19 protein-coding genes are annotated in these 24,730 nt (G+C 32.4%); 5 read left to right on the top strand and 14 right to left on the bottom strand.

Annotated elements, in window-relative coordinates:
• Positions 1–67: 67 nt before the first annotated feature.
• The 5 genes from Q1W72_RS02675 to Q1W72_RS02655 all read right to left on the bottom strand — a co-directional run bounded on the left by Q1W72_RS02675 (position 68) and on the right by Q1W72_RS02655 (position 5,232).
• Entirely contained in the window at positions 68–1,468 is a 1,401-nt protein-coding gene (locus Q1W72_RS02675) for an anthranilate synthase component I family protein (protein WP_099715805.1), read from the bottom strand.
• A 403-nt stretch (positions 1,469–1,871) separates the two neighbouring features.
• Complete coding sequence (locus tag Q1W72_RS02670; RefSeq protein ID WP_302137240.1) at positions 1,872–3,149, bottom strand: hypothetical protein; 1,278 nt, start codon at positions 3,147–3,149, stop codon at positions 1,872–1,874.
• Positions 3,150–3,520: 371 nt separating this feature from the next.
• Entirely contained in the window at positions 3,521–4,090 is a 570-nt protein-coding gene (locus tag Q1W72_RS02665) for a YceI family protein (protein ID WP_302137238.1), read from the bottom strand.
• Positions 4,091–4,131: 41 nt separating this feature from the next.
• Positions 4,132–4,764, bottom strand: coding sequence for an NAD(P)H-dependent oxidoreductase (locus Q1W72_RS02660; RefSeq protein WP_099715802.1), 633 nt, complete (start codon positions 4,762–4,764; stop codon positions 4,132–4,134).
• A gap of 12 nt (positions 4,765–4,776) precedes the next feature.
• Entirely contained in the window at positions 4,777–5,232 is a 456-nt protein-coding gene (locus Q1W72_RS02655; RefSeq protein WP_099715801.1) for a MarR family winged helix-turn-helix transcriptional regulator, read from the bottom strand.
• A gap of 402 nt (positions 5,233–5,634) precedes the next feature.
• Between Q1W72_RS02655 and Q1W72_RS02650 the strand changes: the two genes are divergently transcribed.
• The 3 genes from Q1W72_RS02650 to Q1W72_RS02640 all read left to right on the top strand — a co-directional run bounded on the left by Q1W72_RS02650 (position 5,635) and on the right by Q1W72_RS02640 (position 14,754).
• Positions 5,635–11,652, top strand: coding sequence for a PAS domain S-box protein (locus Q1W72_RS02650; RefSeq protein ID WP_302137234.1), 6,018 nt, complete (start codon positions 5,635–5,637; stop codon positions 11,650–11,652).
• 483 nt (positions 11,653–12,135) lie between these two features.
• Positions 12,136–12,669, top strand: a complete 534-nt coding sequence (locus Q1W72_RS02645) for a hypothetical protein (RefSeq protein WP_302137233.1) — start codon at positions 12,136–12,138, stop codon at positions 12,667–12,669.
• Between the two features lie 66 nt (positions 12,670–12,735).
• The gene (locus tag Q1W72_RS02640; protein WP_302137232.1) at positions 12,736–14,754 is read left to right on the top strand and encodes a PAS domain-containing hybrid sensor histidine kinase/response regulator; all 2,019 of its coding nucleotides are present in this window, start codon (positions 12,736–12,738) and stop codon (positions 14,752–14,754) included.
• Here the strand turns inward: Q1W72_RS02640 and Q1W72_RS02635 are convergent.
• The 9 genes from Q1W72_RS02635 to Q1W72_RS02595 form a co-directional block, all read right to left on the bottom strand.
• A complete protein-coding gene (locus tag Q1W72_RS02635; RefSeq protein WP_302137231.1) occupies positions 14,744–16,630 on the bottom strand; it encodes an IS1634 family transposase in 1,887 nt (628 codons plus the stop codon). The genes Q1W72_RS02640 and Q1W72_RS02635 overlap by 11 nt on opposite strands.
• A gap of 325 nt (positions 16,631–16,955) precedes the next feature.
• Positions 16,956–17,687: a TIGR00730 family Rossman fold protein gene (locus tag Q1W72_RS02630; RefSeq protein WP_302137230.1), complete on the bottom strand. Its 732-nt coding sequence runs from the start codon at positions 17,685–17,687 to the stop codon at positions 16,956–16,958.
• A 149-nt stretch (positions 17,688–17,836) separates the two neighbouring features.
• Complete coding sequence (trxA, locus tag Q1W72_RS02625; RefSeq protein ID WP_099715796.1) at positions 17,837–18,136, bottom strand: thioredoxin; 300 nt, start codon at positions 18,134–18,136, stop codon at positions 17,837–17,839.
• Positions 18,129–18,335: a hypothetical protein gene (locus Q1W72_RS02620; protein WP_302137229.1), complete on the bottom strand. Its 207-nt coding sequence runs from the start codon at positions 18,333–18,335 to the stop codon at positions 18,129–18,131. The genes trxA and Q1W72_RS02620 overlap by 8 nt, the downstream gene beginning before the upstream one ends.
• Positions 18,336–18,360: 25 nt before the next feature.
• Positions 18,361–19,197 carry a methyltransferase gene (locus Q1W72_RS02615; protein WP_302137227.1) on the bottom strand — a complete coding sequence of 279 codons (837 nt, stop codon included), beginning with the start codon at positions 19,195–19,197 and terminating at the stop codon, positions 18,361–18,363.
• A gap of 49 nt (positions 19,198–19,246) precedes the next feature.
• Positions 19,247–20,662: a rhodanese-like domain-containing protein gene (locus Q1W72_RS02610; RefSeq protein WP_302137225.1), complete on the bottom strand. Its 1,416-nt coding sequence runs from the start codon at positions 20,660–20,662 to the stop codon at positions 19,247–19,249.
• Between the two features lie 79 nt (positions 20,663–20,741).
• Entirely contained in the window at positions 20,742–21,530 is a 789-nt protein-coding gene (locus Q1W72_RS02605; protein WP_302137223.1) for a sulfite exporter TauE/SafE family protein, read from the bottom strand.
• Between the two features lie 67 nt (positions 21,531–21,597).
• Positions 21,598–22,224 (bottom strand): Crp/Fnr family transcriptional regulator, encoded by a 627-nt coding sequence (locus Q1W72_RS02600; protein WP_121341799.1) that lies wholly within the window; start codon positions 22,222–22,224, stop codon positions 21,598–21,600.
• Positions 22,209–22,346, bottom strand: coding sequence for a hypothetical protein (locus Q1W72_RS02595; RefSeq protein WP_302137220.1), 138 nt, complete (start codon positions 22,344–22,346; stop codon positions 22,209–22,211). The genes Q1W72_RS02600 and Q1W72_RS02595 overlap by 16 nt, the downstream gene beginning before the upstream one ends.
• A 165-nt stretch (positions 22,347–22,511) precedes the next feature.
• Here Q1W72_RS02595 and Q1W72_RS02590 point away from each other — a divergent pair, with 165 nt between their 5' ends.
• Both Q1W72_RS02590 and Q1W72_RS02585 read left to right on the top strand, forming a co-directional pair.
• On the top strand, positions 22,512–22,823 hold the full coding sequence (locus Q1W72_RS02590; protein WP_099715790.1) for a rhodanese-like domain-containing protein: 312 nt from the start codon (positions 22,512–22,514) through the stop codon (positions 22,821–22,823).
• 66 nt (positions 22,824–22,889) lie between these two features.
• Positions 22,890–24,470 (top strand): NADP-dependent glyceraldehyde-3-phosphate dehydrogenase, encoded by a 1,581-nt coding sequence (locus Q1W72_RS02585; protein WP_121341801.1) that lies wholly within the window; start codon positions 22,890–22,892, stop codon positions 24,468–24,470.
• Positions 24,471–24,730: the final 260 nt, after the last annotated feature.

Genomic DNA, 24,730 nt, shown 5'->3' with positions numbered 1-24,730 from the left:
AAAGATTGAAAAATTCTAGTGTTTCAGCAATCTTTAAATTCTTAAATTATTGAATCTTTAAATTATTTTATATTGTTTCGGCTAAATCCAAAGCGGCATTCAGTGCTCTCAACTTATTGTAAACTTCCTGCATTTCGCTTTCTTCATCGGAACTGGCAACAATCCCGGCACCCGCTTGGGAATGCAATTGATGATTTTTACTCAGAAAAGTCCGAATCATAATGGCGTGATTAAAATTACCTTCAAAATCCATAAAACCAATCGCGCCTCCGTAGAAATTTCTATTGGTTTTTTCATACTCTTCAATCAGTTGCATCGCTCTGTGTTTTGGAGCACCGCTCAATGTTCCTGCTGGAAAAGTATCGGCTACAACCTGCATCGTAGAGGCTTTTTCATGTAAATGTCCGGTAACTTTTGAAACCAAGTGAATTACATGCGAGAAAAACTGCACTTCTCTGTATTTCTCTACATTGACATTATGACCGTTTCGGCTTAAATCATTTCTGGCTAAATCTACTAACATCACATGCTCACTATTTTCTTTCTTATCCTCAGATAATTGCTTGGCAAGAATGGCGTCTTTTTCATCATCACCTGTTCGTTTGAAAGTCCCTGCAATAGGATGAATTTCGGCTTTACGGTTTTTGACAATAATTTGGGCTTCGGGTGAAGAACCAAATATTTTAAAATCCCCGTAATCAAAAAAGAATAGGTAAGGAGATGGATTGATGCTTCTCAATGCTCTGTACACATTAAATTCATCGCCTTTGAAGCCTTGGGTAAACCTTCTGGATAAAACCAATTGGAACACATCACCTCTAAAGCAATGCTTTTTGGCCAAAGCCACATTATGTTTGAATTCTTCGTCAGTTAGATTCGAGAAACCTTCACCTTCTTTAAAGAATTTATAAGAAGCAATATTTCGGGATTGTAATAATTGTTCGATTTCTGAAATGTTATTTTTTCCATCCAAACTGTGACAGAAAATATACGCTTGATTTTTGAAATGATTGATGGCAATTATATTTTGGTACACAGCATAATACACATCGGGAATGGTATTGCTATTTTCTTTTTTGGCAATTGACACTTTTTCGAAATAACGAACGGCATCGTACGAAATATATCCAAAAAGTCCATTATTGATGAATTTGAAATCGTTTTTCTCGGATTTAAATTGACCTGAAAATTCTTGAATTACTGCTGGAATATCAGTAGTGGAATCAATTGTAATTTTCTCAAAACTGCCGTCGGGAAAAGTCTTATGAATGGTTTCGTTTTCTATTTTTATTGAAGCAATCGGGTTGCAACAGATGTATGAAAAACTGTTGTCATTTCCATGATAATCACTACTTTCCAGTAACAAACTATTGGGAAATTTATCACGAATTTTGAGATATACACTTACAGGAGTTATAGTATCTGCAAGGATTTGTTTGTAATTTGTATTTAGTAAGTATGGTTTCAAAATATAATTTTTTAATATTATTGGATAGCGAATAAATGAAGCATAAAAAAAAGGCTTGTCGTGATGACAAGCCTTTTATATTTATAGTTTAATAATACTATAGGAAGCTTTGTTCACGACGACTGACGTAAATTGTTCCACCACCAAGTATTGTTTAAAATTGTTTTCATGTTTTATTTTGTTGCAACAAATGTAGAAATGAAATTCGATTATTCAAAAATATAATGCGTTAAAAAACTTAAAAATTAAAGATTTTTTGTTAAATAAATTTATAGGTCGTAATTTATGAAAAATCAAACGCCAAAAAAATCATATTTAGCTTATTGAAAAAAGGGATGCTTCATCTCAGGATTATTGAAATTATGATAATTTGACCATTCAAAAATTGATTGCACGTTAGACTTTAATTATCACTGACTAGTATGGGTTCTGCTTTTGTTCTAAAATCAAACGTTTTTTTAGGATTGGACTCTTTAAATAGTGCCAAATGACTTGTTTTAGAATATTCAATAGAAAAGGATTTATTGCTGTACCAATTTTTTATTTCGGCATCATAAGCAGGTATTTCGCTTTGAATCCCTCCATCGCAGTTATTAATGAGTACAGTTTGTAAATTAATTTTAGCCAAATTTGCTGAGAGATTAGCTATTTTACCTTCTAATAAAATACAGCTTTTAAATCCTGAAACGACACTGTTATTTAAACTAAAATAACTTTTATCTTTAATGTAAATAGCTTCCCGAACCAAGCCTTGATTGTTTTCTTCTAAATTTGTCAAAGTAATATTTGTAGCAGTTATTTTGGTTAGTTTTTTAGTTACATCTGTGTTTTCAATTTTATCAAAAGAGTCTATTTCAATACATCTGGAACCAGAAATATCGGATGAATACGGATAACGAATTGCGAGACTATTGCTAATATTGCATTGTGCGCCTTGTGTAAAATCAAAATCATCATCAGTAGCCCTAAATGAAATGATATTATCAAAATTTACATCTCCGCCATAACATTCATAAGAATCATCATTAGAATAACTGATTTGAATAAAATTAAATTTAGTTTTTCGACCAACACCTGCTAATGATAACCCATTAAGTTCTTTGAGAGCATTGAGTTTTCTTCCTGAGAATTCGATGCGTACATATTTTAATATACCGGAATTGCTGTCCTGATTTTGTCCACCGTAATGATTTACCATTGGATCTAAATTAAATTCCAAAAATCCGACTCCGCCAATTCTATTTATTGGAGCTTCCCCCATTATAATAATGCCACCCCAATCTCCTGGTTTTCTGGCTGAAATTTCTCTATTGGAAGTAAAAACAATGGGATCTGTTTGTTCACCTTCGGCCATTATTTTTGAACCTTTTGATATAACCAGTGTGCCGCATGTTTCTACATCACCACGTATAACAGTTCCGGGCTCAATGGTTAATACAGCATTGTTTGTTATGTATACAACCCCAATTAATCGGTAAGTGTTTTTTTTATACAGTGTAAGGTCACTATCGATAATGCCGGTCAAGATGTTTGTAGTCTCTGGATATTCTGCGGCAGTAGGTCTAAAATTAGTCCAGTTTCCCATCCAATTGGTGTCCCCAATAATCCCTTTTATTTGTTGGGCATTTATAGTTATGCCATTTAGCAAACAGATTATAGAAATAAGTAATGTTCTTTTCATAATTAAATTTTATCAATGAAATATTGAAGGATATTTGTTTATTGGGATTTACATTATGTTTTTTGGTTAACAAAAACATCGTATTTATTATAAAGTTGCATCCTTTATTTTTCAAAAATAGGCAGTATGTGTTAACTGAATAATCATTGAATATTAACGATATGTTACTATAGAATCTATTATGTAATTTTGATATCACTGCTAAATCAAGAGTTAAAATCTAAAAATCTATTATTTCTAAACCAAATTCATTCTGTTTTTTAGGTTAGATTTTTAAATAAAAAAAGCCCTTGTTTTACACAAGGGCTTGATTTTAATTAAACCCCAACAATTGCTTGTTAGGGTTTTAAGATATTTTTTCTGAGATGAAATTAGAATTTCAAGTCTACAGCTAAATTGAAATCATCATTGATCGCTTTGTCTCCTAAGCTGTCAAAGAAACTTCCAGAACCATATTTAATATCATATTTTGTTCTGTCAATTTTTACATTAGTTGTAGCTGTATTAGCAGTTGTAGTTAAATCAAAAGTAACTGGTTTAGTTATCCCTTTAATTGTTAAATCTCCAGTTACAGTGTATGCATTAGGAGCTTTAGTAACTAATTTTTTGAAAACTAAAGTTGCTGTTGCAAATTTATCAGTTCCAAAAAAGTCATCAGCTTTCAAGTGACCTTCTAGTTTTTCTTTACCTTGACCTGCTTTTAAGTCAGTAACTACAATTGAATTCATGTCTACATTGAATGTACCACCAACTAATTTTTTTCCTTTGAAAACTAATGCACCATCTTTAAGATTGATTGTACCTTCATGTTGTCCAGTTACTTTTTTTCCAGTCCAGTTGATAGAACTTTTTGTAGCATCAACTTTTTTAGTTTGTGCTGTTACTGATAAAGTAGATAAAACTACTACTAATACCAATGCGATTGTTTTGAAATTTTTCATGTGTTTGAATTTGAATTTAGATTAATATTTGAATTAGTTATTTATAATGTAATGAATAAGTCTTCGTTTGATTTTCTGACTTTTTTATAATGTTGTGTTGCGTCTTCATCATGTCTGTACCCTAGAGTTGCGATTAGAGTTGCGTTCAATCCTAATTTGTCAAGCCCTAGTATTTCATTAACCTGAGCAGGAACAAAACCTTCCATTGGAGTCGCATCAATCTTAAGTTCTGCTGCTATGTTCAATAGATTTCCCAAAGCTAAATAAGTTTGTTTTGCTGTCCAAATATTTTTTTCTTCCTCTGTAAGAGAAATGATTTTAGACTTCATAAAGTCACCATAACCTGCTAAAGCTTCAATTGGAGTATTTCTGGTAAGGCTTATGTTTTTAATATACTCATCTATAGCTACCTCATCAAGTTTAGTTTCATTTGCAAAAATGATCAAGTGTGATGCTTCTACAATTTGAGATTGTCCCCATGCCGCTGGTTGAAGATTTGCTCTTAATTCTGGATTTTCAACGATAATAACCTTATACGGTTGTAATCCATAAGATGAAGAACTCAAACGAATGGCTTCTTTTAAAGTATTTAAATCTTCTGTAGTTATTTTTTTTGTTGCATCAAATTTCTTTGTTGCATATCTCCAATTTTGATTTTCTAGGAAAGTACTCATAATGTGTTTTATTTATTGATTTCTATATTTTTCTAATAATTGATTTAATTGATCTATTTCTTCAGCATTTAAGTTTTTTGAAAAAAACTCTTCGTGTGCAATTACTTTTGGATCTAATTCTTTTAAAACATCCAGTCCTTTTTGTGTAATCAGGACTTCTATTTTTCGTCTGTTTTCTGGGCAGACTTTTCGGGTTACAAAATCTTTCAGCAGTAATTTATCTACTAATCGAGTTGTGTTACTCGTCTTGGCCAACATTCGTTCTTGAATTACGCACATGTTTGCCGGGTTTCCTTTCTGGCCTCTTAATATCCGCAAAACATTATATTGTTCTCCGGATAGGTCATAAGGCTTTAATAATTCATTAAAATTATCTGTTATCACGTTTTGCGTATACAGAACGTTAAGAATAATTTTTTTCGAATTATCCATGGGTACAGTTGATTTTATTATTTCCTCAATTTTCATATTTGTATATATGTAATTTGTTGGTACAAATGTAACACATTTTTTATTTGTATATACAAATGTGAGTTATTTTTTTGTTAAATAAATTTTACGAGATGTTTAAGAACTGTTTTTGGTCTAAAAATAAAACCAGTATTCTGGATTTTGAATAATAGAGTTACCAAAAATTAAGCCGAAATTTACTTGTGTCTAATCTTTTTAGAAGTAATATTTATTTTAATTTTTTCAGTAATGATTTTGAAACAATTAGATTTTTTAAATAATCATGGAAAAATAAAATTGAAAGTATAATTTATATTAAAACAATAGTACTGAATGCATTTGAGTGATTTTTTAAAAGCAAAGCCTTTTTGTTTATAATTAAAATTTGTTATATTTAACACTTATTTGAAATTAATGAGTATGAATAAAGATAAACTTTCCTATGACGATTTACTCAATAAAATTCAATACCAAGAGTCAGAAATAAATCGCTTACTAAAAAAAGAAAAATCCAATAGTAATTTTGATTTCTACCTGAAAGGATCTCATGATTTAGTCTGTATTGCTGGTTTTGATGGTTTCTTTAAAGAGATTAATCCCGCTTTTATAAAAATATTAGGATATTCTGAGGAAGAGTTACTGACTAATCCTATCTTAACATTTATTCATCCGGATGATATTGAGAAAACAAATCAGGAAGTCGTATTGTTATCTCAATCGCAATCATCAGTCAATTTTGAAAACCGATATGTAAGCAAAAATAATGCTATTGTAACTATACAATGGACAATTACGGTATCTCCTACACAAGAATTCGTTTATGGAATAGGTAGGGATATTTCAGAAATCAAAAAAAATCAAGAATATTTAATCTCAAATGAAAAATTATTAAATGAAGCCCAAAAAATTGCCAAGATGGGGAGTTGGGAATTTAATTTTATAACTAAAAAAATGATTTGGTCTAAGGAATTGTATTCAATTTATGAAATTGAAATGAAGCCTGACCAAAATTTGTTTCAAGAATTTTTAAATCTTTTTTCTAAAGAAGATGTGGCATTTTTTCTAAATAAAATTGATGAATCCATTACAGATAAAAAGCAATTTGAAGTAGAGCAAAGTGTCATTTTATCAAATAATAGAAAAAAATGGATTTATGCTATAGTAATTCCATTGATTGACAATAATGGGAATGTTTTTGCATTAAGAGGAAATACACAAGATATCACTCTAAAAAAACAAATTGAGGAATCTATAAAAGATCAAGAAGCCGCAGTAATAGATTATAAGTTACAATTAATTGAAGAAGAAAGTAATGCTAAATTTAAGAATTATATAGAAAATGCTCCTGATGGGGTTTTTGTGATAGATGGACAAAGAAACTATATAGAAGTTAATGAAGCGGCAATTCAGCTAACCGGTTATTCAGAAGAGGAACTTTTAAAAATGAAATTTGGAGATTTATCTTTAAATGACCAAGTTGAACAAACAATTTATAAATTCCAATTGCTCCAAACGACAGGAATTATTAAAGGAGAAATAAAAATTCGTCATAAGAGCGGAGAAGCGATATGGTGTTTTGTTGATGCAGTAAAACTTTCTGAAAACAGATTTCTTGGATTTGTTAAAAATATAACTGAAAAGAAAAATTCAGAAGAAAAAATTGCACAAAATGAAAGACGTTTTAGAGCCTTATTAGAAAACAATCAGGATATTGTGTCATTAGTGGACGAAAAGTTAAATGTTCTTTTTCGAAGCGAATCAGCAAAGAGAATTACCGGTTGGTCTTATGATGAGTTTGAAATAATATCAGCCATAGAATTTGTTCATCCGGACCATATAGAAAATGTACATAGATTTATGGAGCAAGCTATTGCCACTCCAGGTGTTCCTTTTCCCATTTCACTTCAGGTAAAGCATAAAAAGGGACATTATATTTGGATGGAAGGGTTTATTAATAATTTGTTGCATGATCCTGAAGTAGGAGGCATTGTAACAAATATGCGAGACGTTACTGAGACTAAAAAGGCACAAGAACTGCTTAAATCCGAAAGAGATAAGTTTTCTAAAATCGCTGAAACCTCGCCTGGATTAATCTATTCCATGCGTCAAAATAAAGATGGTAGCTTATGTTACCCTTATGCCAGTAATGCTGTTGAGGAAATATTTGGTTTTGCTTTTGAAGAGATTGAGAATGATGCAGATAAAATTTTTAAACTCATTCATCCGGAGGATATAGATTTTGTCATGAAAAGTATTATCATAACTAAATCAAAATTAATTCCGCTCAAAAGCGAATACCGTTATTTTCATCCAAAAAAAGGAATGGTTTGGCATGAAGTAAATTCTTTGCCCGTGATTGAGCCGGAAGGAACAGTAATTTGCCATGGAATTATTACAGATGTTACCGAAAGAATTTTGACAGAACAGAAAATTATTAAAGCCAATCGACTTTATTTATTTATCAGTCAGATAAACCAGATGATTGTTCGCACTACTGATCAAGAAACCTTGTTTAGAGAAGCTTGTACTATTGCAGTTGATTTAGGAAAGTTTAGAATGGCATGGATAGGATTAATAGACGAAAGTACTCATAATGTATTACCAGCTATGATTGCAGGAGATGATAATGGTTATTTTTCTAAAATTAAAACGATTTCAATAGAGGATAAACCGGAAGGAAGAGGCCCGACAGGTGTAGCAATGAGAGAAGGCAGATCAGTCATTTGTAATGATATAGAAAACGATTCTATAATGCAGCCTTGGAGGAAAGAAGCTTTAATGCGTGGCTTTTTTTCTTCAATGTCAGTTCCAATAAAAAAATTCGGAAAGGTTATAGGTGCTTTTTCTTTTTATGCAAATGAAAAAAACTTTTTTGACGAAGAGGAAATTGCTTTATTGGAGGAAGCTACCGGTGATGTGGCTTTTGCATTAGAAATTTTTGAAAAAGAAGCTTTGCGCAAAAAAGCGGAGGAGGATATATTTGAAAGTGAGCAAAGATATCACACACTTACAGAAGTTTCTCCCGTAGGAATCTTTCGTACGGACGCAACAGGTTATACTACGTATGTTAATCCATACTGGAGCCAAATTTCCGGATTATCATTTGAGGAAGCAATAGGGAACGGTTGGTTTAATGCAGTTCATGAAGAAGATAAAAAAACGTTGATTTCGGGATGGGAACGTGCATCAACCAATAAAGAAACATCATTGTCAGAATACCGATTTGTTCGGCCTGACGGTTCAATTGCCTGGGTTATGGGTCAGGCTATTCCTGAAAAGAATACCAGAAATGAAATTGTAGGGTATATTGGTACTATAACCGATATCACGGAACGTAAGGTCGCTGAAGATGCAATTTTGAAAGAGAAACAACTATCGGAAACAATAATCAACAATCTTCCGGGTGTTTTTTATCTTTATGAAGAATCAGGAAGTTTTGTAAAATGGAACAGAAATTTCGAGATAGTTAGTGGCTATACTACAGAAGAAATTGCTCAAATGCAACCAGTTGATTTTTATGACGACGATTTTAAAGAAAAAATAAGAGCAAGAATAAAGACTGTATTTGAGAAAAAATCACCGGGAATAGAAGTCGAATTATTCACAAAAAGCAAAAATAAAATTCCATATTATGTTAATTCTCATGCAATCGAGTACAAAGGGAAAAAATGTTTGCTGGGAATGGGATTGGATCTTTCTGAAATAAAAAAGGCAGAAGAAAAAATCAGGATTGCTAATGAACGATTTGAAATGATTTCTGCAGCGACTAATGATGCTGTTTTTGAAGTTAATTTATTGACCGGAGAAAGTTGGAATAATAAGGCATTTATTGACCTTTTAGGTTTTGGGAGCATCGAACCTAATGGGGTTGACAACATGATTTTATGGCGATCTAAACTTCATCCAGATGATAGAGATAGAGTTATCAAAAAATTAGAGGATTATTATTCAGGTTCCACAAATTTATGGTCTGACGAGTTTCGTTTTATGAAAAGTGATGGCAGTTATGGTATATTTTACGATAGAGGATTTATATCCAGAGATGAATATGGAAAAGCAATTCGTTTGAATGGAGCATTAACAGAAATCACAGAATTAAAAAACATCAAAGAGCAATTAGTTAATAGCGAAGAAAAATATAAAAGTCTTATAGAACAAGCCTCAGATGCTATTTTTATTAATGATATTTCAGGGAATTTGCTTGATGTTAACGAAAGTGCCTGTATTATGCTTGGATATACAAAAGAGGAATTGTGTACCAAAAACTTAACAGATTTATATACAGATGAGGAACTTGTAACTAGGCCAATTATGTATAAAGAATTGATAAACGGTGAACAAACGTTGATTGAACGCAATATGCTTCACAAGAATCAATCCTTTATTTCGGTAGAAATTACGGCTAAAATGATTGGTGACGGACGAATAGTTGCTATTGTTAGAGATGTCAGCGAACGTAAAAAAATAGATGATGAGTTTAAGAAAATGCATAAAAAACTGGAAGCTATACTTGGCGCCATTCCAGATTTGTTGTTTGAAGTAGACATGAAAGGTGAAATTTATAATTATCATTCTCGTCGAAATGATTTATTGGCAATGCCGGCCAATCTGTTTTTAGGAAAAAACTTTACAGAAATATTACCTTCTGATGCCGCAAATTTATGTTTGTCAGCTATACTAGAAGCTTCAGAAAAAGGATTTTCTGCAGGAAGACAGTACTCATTACAATTAGAAACTGGTTTGCATTGGTTTGAACTTTCTGTAGCACCTATGCAGGAAAGCATCGATCATGATATCCATTTTATATGTCTTTCTCGAGACATTACTAATGCGAAACAATCGGATTTTGCACTCTTCAAAAGCGAGGAAAGATACCGCGGTTTATTAAATAATCTAGATGCAGGTATTGTGGTTCATGCATCAGATACTTCAATTATTGTGAATAATATAAAAGCTTCAGAATTATTGGGACTAACTGATGATCAGATGAAGGGAATTACGGCCTTTGATCCGACTTGGAATTTTTTGAATGAAGATAACTCTGTAATGCAGTTTGAAAATTACCCTGTAAACCAAATTGTAGCTAACAAACGAGCGATCAAAAATTTTAAACTTGGAGTCAATTGTCCTGTGAGTAGTGACATTGTATGGCTTTTAATCAATGGCTTTCCTGATATTGATGCTAATGGTAACATTAATGAAATTGTTATCAGTTTTATTGATATCACAGAGCAAAAATTGATGGAAACAGAACTCATAAATGCCAAAGAACAAGCAGAAGGTGCTAATAAAGCCAAAACGGATTTCCTAGCCAATATGAGCCATGAGATACGAACTCCATTAAACGGTATAATTGGTTTTACTCATTTATTGATGAAGTCAGATTTGAAAAAAAATCAGGCAGAATATATGACTACAGTAAATGAATCAGCAACATCATTGATGGAAATTGTTAATGATGTTTTGGATTTTTCTAAAATTGAATCCGGGAAATTAGAGTTAGATATTGAAGAGGTAAATCTTTTTAAATTGACTAATCAGGTTATCGATTTATTTAAATTCCAAGCAAACCAAAAAAAGATAGATTTAAAACTTGATATTGGTAAAAGTGTTCCACAACATATTCTTGCTGATTCAGTACGATTGAAACAGATATTGGTAAATCTATTAAGCAATGCCATAAAGTTTACCAATTTTGGAGAAATAAGATTGGATATTAATGAGATAGAGGTTTCTGATAAAAAATGGTCAACCATAAAGTTTTCTGTAAAAGATACCGGAGTAGGAATAAAAACAGATAATAACGAGAAAATATTCAATTCGTTCGTTCAGGAAGATAACTCTACCAATAGAAAATTTGGCGGTACCGGATTGGGCTTGGCAATTTCAAATCAGTTATTGGCATTGATGGACAGTAAGTTGCAATTAATCAGTAAATATGGTGATGGAAGTGATTTCTTCTTTGTCATTAAATTCAAAAAGGCAAATAATAAAAAAAATGCAGATGCATTATTCGATAAAACGATTCAAGCGGATTCCATTGTACCAGTAAACACTTTGAGTGGTCACAAGGTTTTAATAGTTGAGGACAATAAGATTAATATGCTTTTAGCTAAAACATTGGTCAAAAGAATTATCTCTAATTGTATTATTCTGGAAGCTAAGGATGGTAATGAAGCTGTTGAACTTTATAAAAAAGAGCAGCCAGATGTGATTCTAATGGATATTCAAATGCCAAATAAAAATGGATATGAAGCAACAGACGAAATTAGACAGTTAAAAGATTCTGAAAGTATTCCTATAATTGCAATCACTGCGGGAATAATGGTTGGAGATAAAGAAAAATGTCTTGAAGCCGGAATGAATGATTACTTGCCTAAACCTATTATTCAATTGGATTTAGAAAAAGTATTATACAAATGGTTAAGTAAGAATTAATTCTGTTTTTTTATAAATATAAAAGGTGTTCAATTGATGTTCACCTTTTTTTATGAAATTTAATTTTTTAAAATTAAGATGTAGTAGTCTCGCTTGTCACTTTTTTATGGAATGTTTATCTATTTAGGTTTGTGTTTGTTTGTGAAAAATATATATTTTTATTACATTTAACATGGTTTACGATTCATTTTAGTTAATTATTTTAATTAACACTAATTTAGTGTCATGAATAATAAAAATTTGTAATTAAGTTTAACGTTAATTTTTAATTTATTTTAAAAAAAAATAAACAATTGTTAAAATTAAATGATTTCTAACTTATTTGTAACAAGTTTTTGAATCATTTTTGCTTTTGTAAAAAGGGTGAAAATTTTAAAAAAAGTACTAAACCTGCCGTTCAATAGTACTCAAAGTTAAAAGCATAATTATTGAAACAACAATCCGACTCAACTAATAATAAGATTAAGAAATTCTAATTTCGAGATGATAAAAAACAATCAAATTAGCCAAGGGGAAGGCGAAATTCTTGATTTGAAACTAAATTCAATCTTGTCTATTGCCTGTAATAATGGTTTTTCAATAATTAGTATTGGAACACCAGTATGGAGACTTAAGCTATTGCATAGGATAAAAAAAAGTATTGGAATTATTATCTCTGGAATGGAATCCGATAAAGGAGAAAATAGTTTAGTACTTATCCAAGAACCTACCTTGGCAAAGTTTAATATTATGCGATACAATACAATTGAAGCTGTTCTAGCTTATTTTATTTCCCTTTCAAAAGAACTCCTAATTAAACGAATTGTTTTATTCGAATATTTTATCGAGTTAAATGCAGTTTCTGAAACACTTAATAAAAGTAAACGAGACATAAATAAAATCGTAGTACTTCCTTTTAGATTTCATTGTAATAGAAAAATAGAATATAAAAAAAGGGATACGGAGTTTGTTAGTTTGGCTTTTAGTCTTAATCCTAGAAATTTTAGTTTTATAAATGATATAGTATTACATAAGTAAAAGAATAAGTATTGAGTTTTCAATTGTTAAGAAGTATAAAAAGTAGTATTTATAAAGGTAGTACGTATGGAAAATATTGAAGATGAGGTGGAAGATTTCCAACAACAAAAACATTCAATAACTGATTCTAAACTTTCAGAAGTGGAAACATTAAAACTGATCCATGAATTAGAAGTTCATCAGATAGAATTGGAGATGCAAAAAGAAGAACTGATTCTTGCGAAAGAAGAAGCTGAAATGGCTATGCAAAAATATACTGAATTGTATGATTTTGCTCCTTCAGGTTATTTTACACTAACAAATTCAGGAAAAATAGCACAACTCAATCTTACCGGTTCCCAATTATTACAAAAAGACAGATCAAAATTAATAAACAGTCAATTTGGGTTTTTCATTTCAGATGATACAAAGCCAATCTTCAATGAATTCTTAAGTAATGTTTTCCATAGTAATAGAAAAGAATGTTGTGAAGTAAAACTGTTTTTAGAAAACAATTTTACTATAAATGTTTACCTCACAGCAGTGCTTTTTGAAAATAGAAATGAAGCTCTAATTACTGCGGTGGATATTACACAACTTAAATTGACAGAATGCGCTCTGAGAGAAAGCGAAAAACGGTACAGAGAATTATTAAACAATCTTGATGTTGGGATTATCTTGCATGATAAAGACAATTCGATAATTTTTTCTAATCCTAAAGCTTCTGAATTGATAGGGTTAGACATAGATCAGATGAATGGGAAACAGATTTTTAATCCTGAGTGGGAATTCATAAAAGTAGATAACAAGCCTTTGACTCAGGAGAATTATCCGGTAAACGAAATTCTGAATACTAAAAAACTTATAAAGAATTTTATAATTGGAATTAAAAAAAACGAGAAGGATTCCATTCAATGGCTTTTGATAAATGGTTTTCCTGTGTTTAATAATTTAGGGGAAATAGCTGAAGTTGTGATCAGTTTTATTGAAATTACGGAGCTAAAAAAATTAGAAATTGAATTGATTAAAGCCAGAGATCAAGCCGAAGCGGCGAATAAGGCAAAATCCAGTTTTTTGACTAATATGAGTCACGAAATTAGGACTCCATTGAACGGAATCATTGGTTTTACGGATTTGCTGATGAAAACAAATCTGGATAAAAATCAGACCGAATATATGAATACGGTTCATGAATCAGCTATAATATTAATTGAGATTATCAATAATATTTTAGATTTTTCAAAAATTGAATCCGGTAAATTAGAATTGAATGTTGAACAGGTTAATCTTTTTGACCTGATTCATCATGTAATCGATATTTTTAAATACCAAGCAGAAATAAACAACATAGATTTAATAGTAAATATTGATGCTACGGTGCCCAATTATGTTTTAGTTGATTCTGTTCGATTGAAACAGATTCTTGTGAATTTAATTGGTAATGCGATGAAATTTACAAAAGAAGGTTCTGTTGCGTTAAATGTTAGCGTAGTTTCTTCAGAAAATGAAAATCAATGTCATTTGAAATTTTTGGTTAAGGATACTGGTATTGGAATAAAAGATGAAAATCATGAAAAAATATTCCAATCCTTCATACAGGAAGATAATACAATTACGCGAAAATTTGGAGGAACAGGTTTAGGATTGGCTATTACAAACCAGCTTTTAGCTTTAATGAACAGTAAGTTAGAACTGAATAGTCATTTTGGCGAAGGAAGTGAGTTTTTCTTCACGGTTCAATTAGAAAAATCAAATCATAAAAATGATTCAAAAGATTTTGATGATAGTGTTGAGGTTGGTGAAGAAATTCCTTCAATCGAAAATTTATCAAACAAGAAAATATTAGTAGTCGAGGATAATAAAATCAACATGCTTTTGGTAAAAACATTACTTAAATCAATACTTCCGGGAAGCACAGTATTAGAAGCTTCTGATGGTAAAAAAGCCATTAAATTGTATAAAAAAGAGAAACTGGATTTAATTTTAATGGACATTCAAATGCCACATAAAAATGGTTATGAAACTACTGCCGAAATTAAACAGCTAAAGAAATACAATAATATTCCCATAATTGCCTTAACCCAACTTGCAGACTTTAGCTTGTAAACCTTTGTTTAAAAAGGAAATCTTGTTTTAGGATTTCAGATTTGGGGACTACAAATTTTTTCCTGGTAAAGGGACATTTTTTATAGTTTAGGGCTAAGTAAATTTCCTTTAGTTTAGGGCTTGGCTCTGAACATTTCTTAATTTCGATTGTGTTTTCAAGTACATCTTTTATCTCTGTTGTAACTAACTTTTGAGTATTTGCAATTCTCATAATTTCTTGCCAATCGTGATTTATTTTTTTTACTTTTAGTTGATATCTAATCGTATTTACGATCCAATAGGCTAACAATCCAAGGTTTAAATGTGCCATAGTTGACTCATCGTTCTGATGATAAATAGGTCGTAAATCCAAGTCTGTTTTTAACGTTCTAAAAGTACTTTCAATTTCTCGTATGCAATTGTATATTCTCCAAATTGTTTGCTCATCCCTTTCTTTTAGAGACGTTTTTATAAAATAAACGCCATGTTCTTTTTTCTGATTTATTTGACTTTCTTTGACCTCCCATTTCATAGAAGTTACCTTGCTCGTTTTTTGGTCAACCAATAAATCAATTTGGTAATGCTTGGCTATTGAGGGATATTTTTGTTGCAATTGCCCTATTTTTTGATTTATAATTTCTTGCTTTTTTATCCCCGATTTTTTGGCTAATCCATTGGCAAGTTTGGTTAATGTGTCTTCATAAAGGGTTTTAAATTTGCGATTCATTGAACGTTCTTTCATTGCTTTCATGTCGCTTTTCACCTTGAAAACACACTGATTTTGTTCTTCACCTTCAATTTCATTCAGCTCTATTTTCTGATTTTTTTTGTCATAAACTATTGTAGGGATTTCATTTTTTAAGGCATATTTTTTGGGTTTAGTACGGCTTACACATAAATAATCATATCCTTTTTCTGTCACCAATTTCAAGTTTTCGTCAGTGGCAATACCAGCATCCATAATCACCAAAGCCTTTTTTGTGGACTCACTCGTAGCCTCACGAAGGCTATCAATCATATCGGACAAGGTCTTGCAATCGGCCATATTCCCTTGGTAGATATTGGAATATTTCAAAAAGCCTTCTACATTTACAACAGCTGCCAAAACAACTAGTTTGGCATCGGTTCGCTTTTCCTTGCTACGTCCGTACTGAGCTAAATCACTGTTCTTTTTCTGACCTTCAAAATAGGTATTGGTTAGGTCATACAAATAAAATTTATCTTCAATATCAAATAATTCATTGGTCTTTTGAGACAAATATTTTTCCATCTCATCTTTAACTTGATACAAATTTAAGGCAGATTGATATAATTTATCCTTTGTTATTTTTTTGATAGGATAAGCGGTTAATTCACAAATAGCCGAATTTTCTTTTATCCATTTACTGGTTCTGTTTTCGCTCGCGGGATAAACGGCTCTGCTTATAATTTGAGTGAGTGCCAATTGAACTTGTTCTTCCGGCCAATTTTTATCCAATAAAAACTGGTCTATTTTTAGTTGCTTCAATGTTTGCAAACTCATCCATTCACCTCCTAGTTCACGTGCTTCAGTGTGTTTTAGTGTGTTCAAATCTACACTGTGAATGTCTTTTTGGGAAGAATGAGAATTATCTATTTTGTTTGATTTTAGTATTTTGGAATACAATTCATCAATATACTCCCAAAGATGTTCTTGAAAATCATCTTCAAACAAGCTGTTTTTTCCATTGAGTTTTTCAGTCAATTTTTTCTGGATATAATTCAATTCCTCAGCCGTTAAATGGTCTATAAATCCAGCAGTTACAATAGTTCTGTTTCTAACAATATCGTTTTGATCACGAAAACTCTCTACCAATCGGTAGTAGGATTCCATTTTGCCTGTTTCAGGATTTCGACGAAAAGTAGATTTGAAATACATTTAGTAAAAATCGGAAATATCCCCATTAAAGACAAGATTTGCTGGGGACTACAAAACGGAATTTACCTAAAAAACACCTGTTTTGAATACAAAAAATACCAATTTTTAAATAAAAACTTACAGAAATGATTGTTAAAATGATGTAATTAACAATTAATTAACTTTTATCGTCATTCAACCCTGCAAGTTGGGTTAACTGCAGGAATAATGCTGGGTGAAAAGGAAAAGTGTTTAGAATCAGGAATGGATGATTATGTTTCGAAACCCATTATTCGATCCAACTTAGAGAAGGTGCTTTTTAAATGGTTAAAAAATTAAAGTCTTTTTATCCAAACCACCGTTGAGGTTTGTACTCCTGTTTTTTTAAACCAAATTTTTTGATAGCATGTTTTTTAAGATGCTCAATCAATTCCTCAACAGAGTCCGTTACAAATAAAAGGCTCATATCCTCAGGACTGATGCTCTCATTTTGTGACATAACTTGAATGTGATGGTACAACTCTTTGTGATATTCAGTATCAAAAATTACTATCGGGAAATTATTAATTATTTTATTTTGAATCAGTGTCAGTGCTTCAAATAATTCGTCGAGCGTCCCTATTCCTCCTGGCATAACAACGAATGCATAGGAATATTTTATTAAAATAACTTTCCTCACAAAAAAGTATGGAATGTAAATCCATTTGTGCAAATAAGGATTTGGCTTTTGTTCAATAGGAAGCACAATATTTGACCCCACAGAATAACCTCCTGCTTCAAACGCTCCTTTATTTGCTGCTTCCATAACTCCTGGACCGCCACCTGTCATTACTGTAAATCCTAATTTGGCAATTTCGGCACCAATTTTTTCAGCACTTTTGTAATGTTCTGTTTCCGGACCAAATCTGGCAGAGCCAAAAACCGTAACACAAGGACCAATAAAATGCATTTTTTGAAAAGCTCTAATGAAGTTGTATTGGACTTTGAAAGTAAAAAAAAGATTTTTTAATCGTGTCAAAGGTCCTCTTACAAATAAAGATTCAGATTTTGAAAGTCTATATTGGCGCGGTTTTTCCATAGTGAGCCTAAGTTAGGAAAAATAACAATTAAATTCTGAAAGTATAAAACAAAACTTAGATGACACTTTTTTCGAAAAAAGAATTCGTTGCCAAAAGTTCAATAATTACTTCCAAAAGTAACTGCTAAGCTGCAAATGCTTTGGGTTATTTATTGCTTTTTTTCTAAAATAGTTTTGATGATTTCCTCTTTGGATACTACACCGGATTGTCTCCATAATTGTTTTCCGTTTTGGAACAAAATCATCGTTGGAACACCTCGAACCTGATACTGACTTGAAATTTGCTGGTTTTTGTCCACATCAATTTTGATGATGGAAACGTTATCACCTAAGCTGTCTTTTACTTCTCTCAAAATGGGACTGAGCATTTTGCAAGGTCCGCACCATGTGGCAAAAAAGTCTACTAAGACCGGTTTGTCTGAATTGATAATCGTAGCGAAATTATTCATCTTTATTGTATTTATTGTTAGGAATAGTACAACCATTAGAACCACAACCCAAATTAAAAACGACCTGAATGAAGAAAAATAGTCCAAAACCAATGAACATCCACTCTTTTAAAATATAGGCTTGAGCGAATAAAAATAAGGCAAACACCAGACGAACCCAGCGCATAAGATGCCAATTTGTAAATATTAATGCTTTCATTTTTTTTGAAAAAAAGAATTTAGTTTTACGGATTTATTTTTTTGATTTTATACTTCTCATCATAAGAAATAACGTCTTGCAATACTTGGATTGCAATTTCATTTTTACTGACAATTAATACTTCAGCAAAGTTACTGCTGATGCTTACATTTAATACACAGTCAATTCCTGCCAATTTTTTTGTGATGGTTTCCATACAGTCGCTGCACGTAATTCCATCAAATTCATATAAATTCACAACAACTTGATTGTTCTTTCTTAGTTCGAAAAACAATTCAGAATTTGCTCTTGGTGCAATTGAATTTTCAGAAACATCCATTTTCAAAAAGTCAAAAGCAGCTGTAAAAAGCAGTTCATATTCTTCTTTGCTTCCGCCAAAAGGAGGACCAGATTCAAACATTCTATTGAACAATAATCCCGCTAAAATTCCTTCATCAGCCAAAAGTTGATGCATTTTCCAAACGTATTTTTGACGCATTGTTGGAGGCAAAGCACAGAAAAAAGTTTGCTCAAGAACCAAATCATAGTTCCCTTTATGTTCAAAGAAATCACCCAATATGATTTGAATATTAGGATTGTTTTTGAACTTTTCTTTTAAAACTGCCACAGGTGTTGGCGCAATATCTATAACGGTTAGGTTTGTAAAACCTTGTTCCAGAAGATATTCGGCTTCATAACTGTTTCCGCAACCGGGAATCAAAATACTGCAATTTTTATGGGCAATCGTATCTACATATGCTTGTATGGGCGGCGATACTTTGCCTAAATCCCAACCGGTAGTTTTGGCTTCGTATTGCGATTCCCAATAAGATGCGTCTAGCGGTTTATCGCAGGAAACTACACAACATTTTATATCTTCCATAATTTCATTTTTTTTGAAAATGCTTTTACTATTGTTATTGAAATTGCTTTTATTTCAAAACTTTACTTTGGCAAACAAAATCGGTTTTTGGAACAGTCGTTTTTGCAATAGCATTAAAGCCACCTTCAATTTCTGTAAAATTTCTAAATCCGCGAGCTTCCAGTATCGAGGCTGCAATCATACTGCGGTATCCGCCTGCGCAATGCAAATAAAAATGTTCTTTTGGATTTATATCTTTTATCCATTCATTTATTGCCGCTAAAGGCTTGCTGTAAGCTTCTTCAACATGCTCGGCACAATATTCACTTTCTTTACGGATATCGATTACGTTGCTTTCGCCAATTTTCACAGCTGCAGCAAATTGTTCGGCTGTGATTCTATTTACGGTATCAACTTCTTTTCCGGCTTTTGCCCAAGCATTAAAACCACCATCAAGATGGCCAATCAAGTTATCAAAACCTACACGGCTTAAACGTGTTACTGTTTCTTCCTCTTGTCCCAGTTCACAAACAATTAAAATAGGTTGTTTTACATCGGCAATTAAAGCACCAACCCAAGGAGCGAAATCCCCATCAATTCCAATGTTTATCGATTGAGGAATAAATCCTTTGGCAAATTCACCGTTTTTTCGAGTATCCAAAATTAAGGCTCCGGTTTCTTCGGCAGCCACTTCAAATTCAACTACAGATAACGCGCGCATTCCTAAATGCAATACGTTTTCAAAACTGTCATATCCTTTTTTATTCATCGCCACATTCATTCCAAAATAGGCTGGAGGAGGCAATAAACCCTCAGTTACTTCTTGTATAAATTCGGCTTCAGTCATACTGGCTCGCAACGCATAATTCGTAGCTTTTTGGTCGCCAATGGTTGATACTGTTTCCTTACTCATATTTTTTCCGCAGGCACTTCCTGCACCGTGAGCCGGATACACAATGACATCATCTGCCAAAGTCATTACTTTATCTCTTAAGGAATGAAATAAAATACCCGCTAATTGCTCTTGTGTCATGTGTGCCGCTTTTTGTGCTAAATCCGGTCTTCCAACATCTCCAATAAATAAAGTGTCTCCGGAGAAAATGGCATGGTCTTTTCCGTTTTCGTCAATCAATAAAAAAGTGGAGCTTTCCATCGTATGTCCAGGAGTGTGCAATACTTTTATTTTGATGTTTCCAATGGAGAATTCCTGTCCGTCTTTAGCAGAAATACATTCAAATTCACAAGTTGCATTTGGACCATAAACAATTGGAGCGCCGGTTTCTCTGCTCAAATCAACGTGACCGGATACAAAATCAGCGTGGAAATGGGTTTCGAAAATGTATTTTAATTTTACGCCATCTCTCTCCAATCGGTCCAGATAAGGTTGGGTTTCACGTAACGGGTCAATAATTGCCGCTTCGCCATTTGAGGTTATATAGTAAGCACCTTGGGCTAAACATCCTGTATATATTTGTTCTATTTGCATGATTGCGTTTTTTAATTTTACAGTACAAATGTACTTCTGTTTTTTAGGATAAACAGTGATAATTGTTACATTCCATTTTTTAATTGAAGAAAAATTCTTTGATAATAATATAAATTCCCATTACTAGTACAAACCAACCAAAGATTGGTTTTAGTTTAGTTCCATCTATTTTTTTTGAAAGTTTGATGCCAATTATCATTCCTATAAATGCCATACTTGAAATCATCAGTAAAAACGAATAATCTATAGGAGTACCAATATATAAATCACCTCCAAAACCGATACTTGAGTTTATAAAGATAATCAATAATGAAGTGCCAACGGCTTGTTTCATTGGTAAATTAGAAAAAAATAATAAGGCTGGGATGATTAAAAACCCGCCTCCGGCTCCTAAAAATCCGGTTACAATTCCAATTAAAAATCCAATTAGCCCAAGCTGTGTATAATTTGTTTTTGGAGGACTTATAACCGTTTTTGTTTTGCGTATCATAGCTATTGCCGCAGCTATCATGAGTACTGAAAAAACAATCATTATCAGGAAATTTTTTGATACTTGGTAGGAAGCAATGGAGAAAATTGTTGCCGCTATTTTTGGGAAAATGACTTCTCGAATGATCAGGATAGAAAAAACGGAAGGAATGGCAAAATATAATGCCGATTTAATTTTAAGATTTCCCATTTTATAGTGGCTGATACAGCCAAATAAAGCCGTGATTCCCACTATAAATAGAGAATAACTGGTAGCAGTTTCAGGATCTATTTTAAAGAGATAAACCAGAATAGGAATAGTAAGTATAGATCCTCCGCCTCCAATTAATCCTAATGAAAGTCCAATAATAATTGAAGCAAAATAGCCTAAATATTCCATCTTAAAATTTTTTGAAATAATATTTCTATCCATTTTGTTTACAAGAATGGATTTTATTGAGCTAATTTTATTTTAAAAGTTCAATGTTATTGCGGTGTAAGGAAACAATACCGCGTTGTTCCATTTTTTTCAACAAACGGGAAATTACTTCTCTTGATGTATTGAGCTCAGATGCGATTTCCTGATGGGACAGTTTCAATTCCTTGCAGCCACAAGCATCAGCATGGCGTTTTAAATAAAATTCCAAACGCTCGTCCATTGCCCTGAATGCAATACTGTCAATCACTTCCAAGACTTCTTCAAAACGACTGCGATAAGAACCAATCACAAATTCATACCAACTGCGGTGCTGCATCATCCACTTATCCATTAATGGAAGCGGAACCATGATTAATTCAACATCCTCAACAACTTTAGCCATTATTTGGCTTTTTTCGTTCTTGGTGGCACAAATCATAGAAATGGCACAAGCTTGTCCGGGTTGCAAATAATACATGAAAAATTCACCGCCATTTTCATCTTCGCGGTAAATCTTTATTTTCCCGCTGATTACTAAAACAGTGTTTTTGATATACTGCCCAGTTCGTATAATTATATCACCTGTTTGATAGGAATGAATAGTTGCATTGGCTTCTATTTCTTTCACTAATTCATTAGAAAATGAAGGGAAAATTTTTTTTACGGAATCAAGCATTTTTGGTCTTTTTTTCTATCGTTTGTATTGTAAAAGTAATCTAAAAAACTCAAAAAAGGATGGTAATTTTTGGTGTTAATGAAAATGGCTGGTCCTTGATTGGCGCTATATTGTTTACGCATTTCCTATGGATTTAATAGGCTATTTTTCGTAAAAATACTTGTTGATTTTATAGTTTCTTGATAGTTAATGTTTTGCGAAAACGTTTTCTTATGAATATTATCCAATTAACAAATCGTGCGTTTATTGTTAGCTAAAATCTTTGTATTTTTACAAAAAACATCACTATGAATTTAACACAAGAAGATTGGGTTTCTCAATTTGAAACTGACGAAAACGCAGTAATTTTAGACGTGAGAACCGAAGCCGAATTTAACGAAGGAATTATAGCCAATGCCATTAATATTGATATTCATTTGGGACAAGGTTTTATCTCTGAAATTGAAGCGTTAGACAAAACAAAAAACTATTATGTGTATTGCCGCTCCGGAATGAGAAGTGCAAAAGCCTGTGAAATAATGAATGAGCTGGGCTTTGAAAATGCATATAACTTAGTTGGAGGCATTATAGAATGGGATGGAGAAGTAGTTGCTCCATAAAACGCAAAGAGGCCAGTGCCTCTTTGTTTATTTAAAATTTAAATTAAAAACATAAAATACTTTAGTATGAATGTAATACCAGAAGAATTTCAAATTAGCACTTTATTAAATCAAGATACGTATTTAGTTGACGGAGAATTAAAAAAATGGACCGGTCAGACCACTCCGGTTTTTTCAACAATTTCATCCACCGAAGAATACGGCCCAACTATTTTAGGTTCAATCCCGTTTATGGGAGAAGCTGAAGCGCTGGAAGCAGTTAATGCAGCTAGTGCAGCGTATAATAACGGTCAAGGATTATGGCCTACCATGAAAGTGGCGGATCGTATCAAATGCATGGAAAATTTTGTTACTCAAATGAAAACAACCCGTAAAGAAGTTGTTAAATTATTGATGTGGGAAATTGGAAAATCATTAGGTGATTCTGAAAAAGAATTTGACAGAACCGTAGAATATATCTACGATACAATCGACAGTTTAAAAGAATTAAATAGTCGTAGCGCTCATTTTTCTAAAGTACAAGGAATAAATGCCATGGTTCGCAGAGGACCGCTTGGTGTTGTTTTATGTCTAGGACCATACAATTATCCGTTGAATGAGACTTTTTCGTTGCTCATTCCTGCCTTGATTATGGGAAATCCGGTAATTTTTAAACCTGCTAAACATGGAGTTTTATTAATTTCTCCTTTGTTGGAAGCTTTCAGAAGCAGTTTTCCAAAAGGAGCCATCAATATTGTATACGGTCGCGGACGTGAAGTGGCTTCGCCAATAATGAAATCCGGGAAAGTAGATATTTTGGCTTTGATAGGAAACAGTAAATCAGCAATTGCATTACAAGACCAGCATCCGAATAAAAACAGATTGCGTTTGATATTAGGTTTGGAGGCAAAAAATCCTGCGATAATCCTTCCGGATGCCGATTTAGATTTGGCTATCCAAGAATGTATTGCGGGCTCTTTATCGTTCAATGGACAGCGTTGTACGGCTTTGAAAGTGTTGTATGTGCATGAGTCTATTGCAGATGAGTTCAACAAACGTTTTGCTGCCAAAGTGGATGCGTTGGTTTTTGGAAATCCGTGGGATGCATCCGTGTTTCTGACGCCTTTACCAGAAAAAGAAAAACCGGCTTACATTCAAGAATTGATTGATGATGCGACCAGTAAAGGAGCTGCGATAATCAATGAAAAAGGAGGGAAGCATTCTTCTAATTATATTTTCCCGGCAGTTTTATTTCCTATAAATAAAGAAATGCGCGTGTATCACGAAGAGCAATTTGGTCCAGTTGTGCCTATTATTTCTTTCAAAGACATTCAAGAGCCTTTGAATGATATGGCCGAATCAAATTACGGGCAACAAGTAAGTTTGTTTGGAAAAGACATCAAAACTATTGCGCCGCTTATTGATGCTTTGGTAAATTTAGTGTGTAGAGTAAACTTGAACAGTTCTTGCCAAAGAGGACCGGACGTTTTCCCTTTTACAGGACGAAAAGATTCAGCTGTAGGAACATTGAGTATTCATGATGCCTTGCGTTCGTTCTCGATTAGAACCTTTGTAGCATCTAAAGACAATGAGTATAACAATGCTATTTTACAGGAATTACTGAGCAGTAAAGAATCTAATTTCATTAATACCGATTATATTTTGTAATCTCTTTTTAATTAAAAATTTAAGCCGTCTCGTTTTTCGTGACGGCTTTTTTTATGGGATTGAGTTTGCAAATGAGATTTTTATTCTCAAAAAATTATGTAATACGTCTAAGTCTTTTTAAATAATTATAAATTTTCAATGCTTTACGGGAAACCGTAAAACATTGAAAATGAAATCATTTAGATTTGTTTATATAGATTAATTTATGGTTAGTTATCTATCACATTAGCAGAAGTCATTTAATGGCACGAAGCCATCCA

Source organism: Flavobacterium sp. ZE23DGlu08 (assembly GCF_030505335.1).
GTDB lineage: Bacteria > Bacteroidota > Bacteroidia > Flavobacteriales > Flavobacteriaceae > Flavobacterium > Flavobacterium algoritolerans.
The sequence above is the reverse complement of the archived record's forward strand: the minus strand, read 5'-3'. Positions and strand labels throughout refer to the sequence as shown.

Bases quoted from the DNA above. Each gene is read 5' to 3' on its own strand.
- Q1W72_RS02670 (WP_302137240.1), bottom strand. From the start codon at position 3,149: ATGAAAAGAACATTACTTATTTCTATAATCTGTTTGCTAAATGGCATA.
- Q1W72_RS02665 (WP_302137238.1), bottom strand. From the start codon at position 4,090: ATGAAAAATTTCAAAACAATCGCATTGGTATTAGTAGTAGTTTTATCT.
- Q1W72_RS02660 (WP_099715802.1), bottom strand. From the start codon at position 4,764: ATGAGTACTTTCCTAGAAAATCAAAATTGGAGATATGCAACAAAGAAA.
- Q1W72_RS02655 (WP_099715801.1), bottom strand. From the start codon at position 5,232: ATGAAAATTGAGGAAATAATAAAATCAACTGTACCCATGGATAATTCG.
- Q1W72_RS02650 (WP_302137234.1), top strand. From the start codon at position 5,635: ATGAATAAAGATAAACTTTCCTATGACGATTTACTCAATAAAATTCAA.
- Q1W72_RS02645 (WP_302137233.1), top strand. From the start codon at position 12,136: ATGATAAAAAACAATCAAATTAGCCAAGGGGAAGGCGAAATTCTTGAT.
- Q1W72_RS02640 (WP_302137232.1), top strand. From the start codon at position 12,736: ATGGAAAATATTGAAGATGAGGTGGAAGATTTCCAACAACAAAAACAT.
- Q1W72_RS02635 (WP_302137231.1), bottom strand. From the start codon at position 16,630: ATGTATTTCAAATCTACTTTTCGTCGAAATCCTGAAACAGGCAAAATG.
- Q1W72_RS02630 (WP_302137230.1), bottom strand. From the start codon at position 17,687: ATGGAAAAACCGCGCCAATATAGACTTTCAAAATCTGAATCTTTATTT.
- trxA (WP_099715796.1), bottom strand. From the start codon at position 18,136: ATGAATAATTTCGCTACGATTATCAATTCAGACAAACCGGTCTTAGTA.
- Q1W72_RS02620 (WP_302137229.1), bottom strand. From the start codon at position 18,335: ATGAAAGCATTAATATTTACAAATTGGCATCTTATGCGCTGGGTTCGT.
- Q1W72_RS02615 (WP_302137227.1), bottom strand. From the start codon at position 19,197: ATGGAAGATATAAAATGTTGTGTAGTTTCCTGCGATAAACCGCTAGAC.
- Q1W72_RS02610 (WP_302137225.1), bottom strand. From the start codon at position 20,662: ATGCAAATAGAACAAATATATACAGGATGTTTAGCCCAAGGTGCTTAC.
- Q1W72_RS02605 (WP_302137223.1), bottom strand. From the start codon at position 21,530: ATGGAATATTTAGGCTATTTTGCTTCAATTATTATTGGACTTTCATTA.
- Q1W72_RS02600 (WP_121341799.1), bottom strand. From the start codon at position 22,224: ATGCTTGATTCCGTAAAAAAAATTTTCCCTTCATTTTCTAATGAATTA.
- Q1W72_RS02595 (WP_302137220.1), bottom strand. From the start codon at position 22,346: ATGCGTAAACAATATAGCGCCAATCAAGGACCAGCCATTTTCATTAAC.
- Q1W72_RS02590 (WP_099715790.1), top strand. From the start codon at position 22,512: ATGAATTTAACACAAGAAGATTGGGTTTCTCAATTTGAAACTGACGAA.
- Q1W72_RS02585 (WP_121341801.1), top strand. From the start codon at position 22,890: ATGAATGTAATACCAGAAGAATTTCAAATTAGCACTTTATTAAATCAA.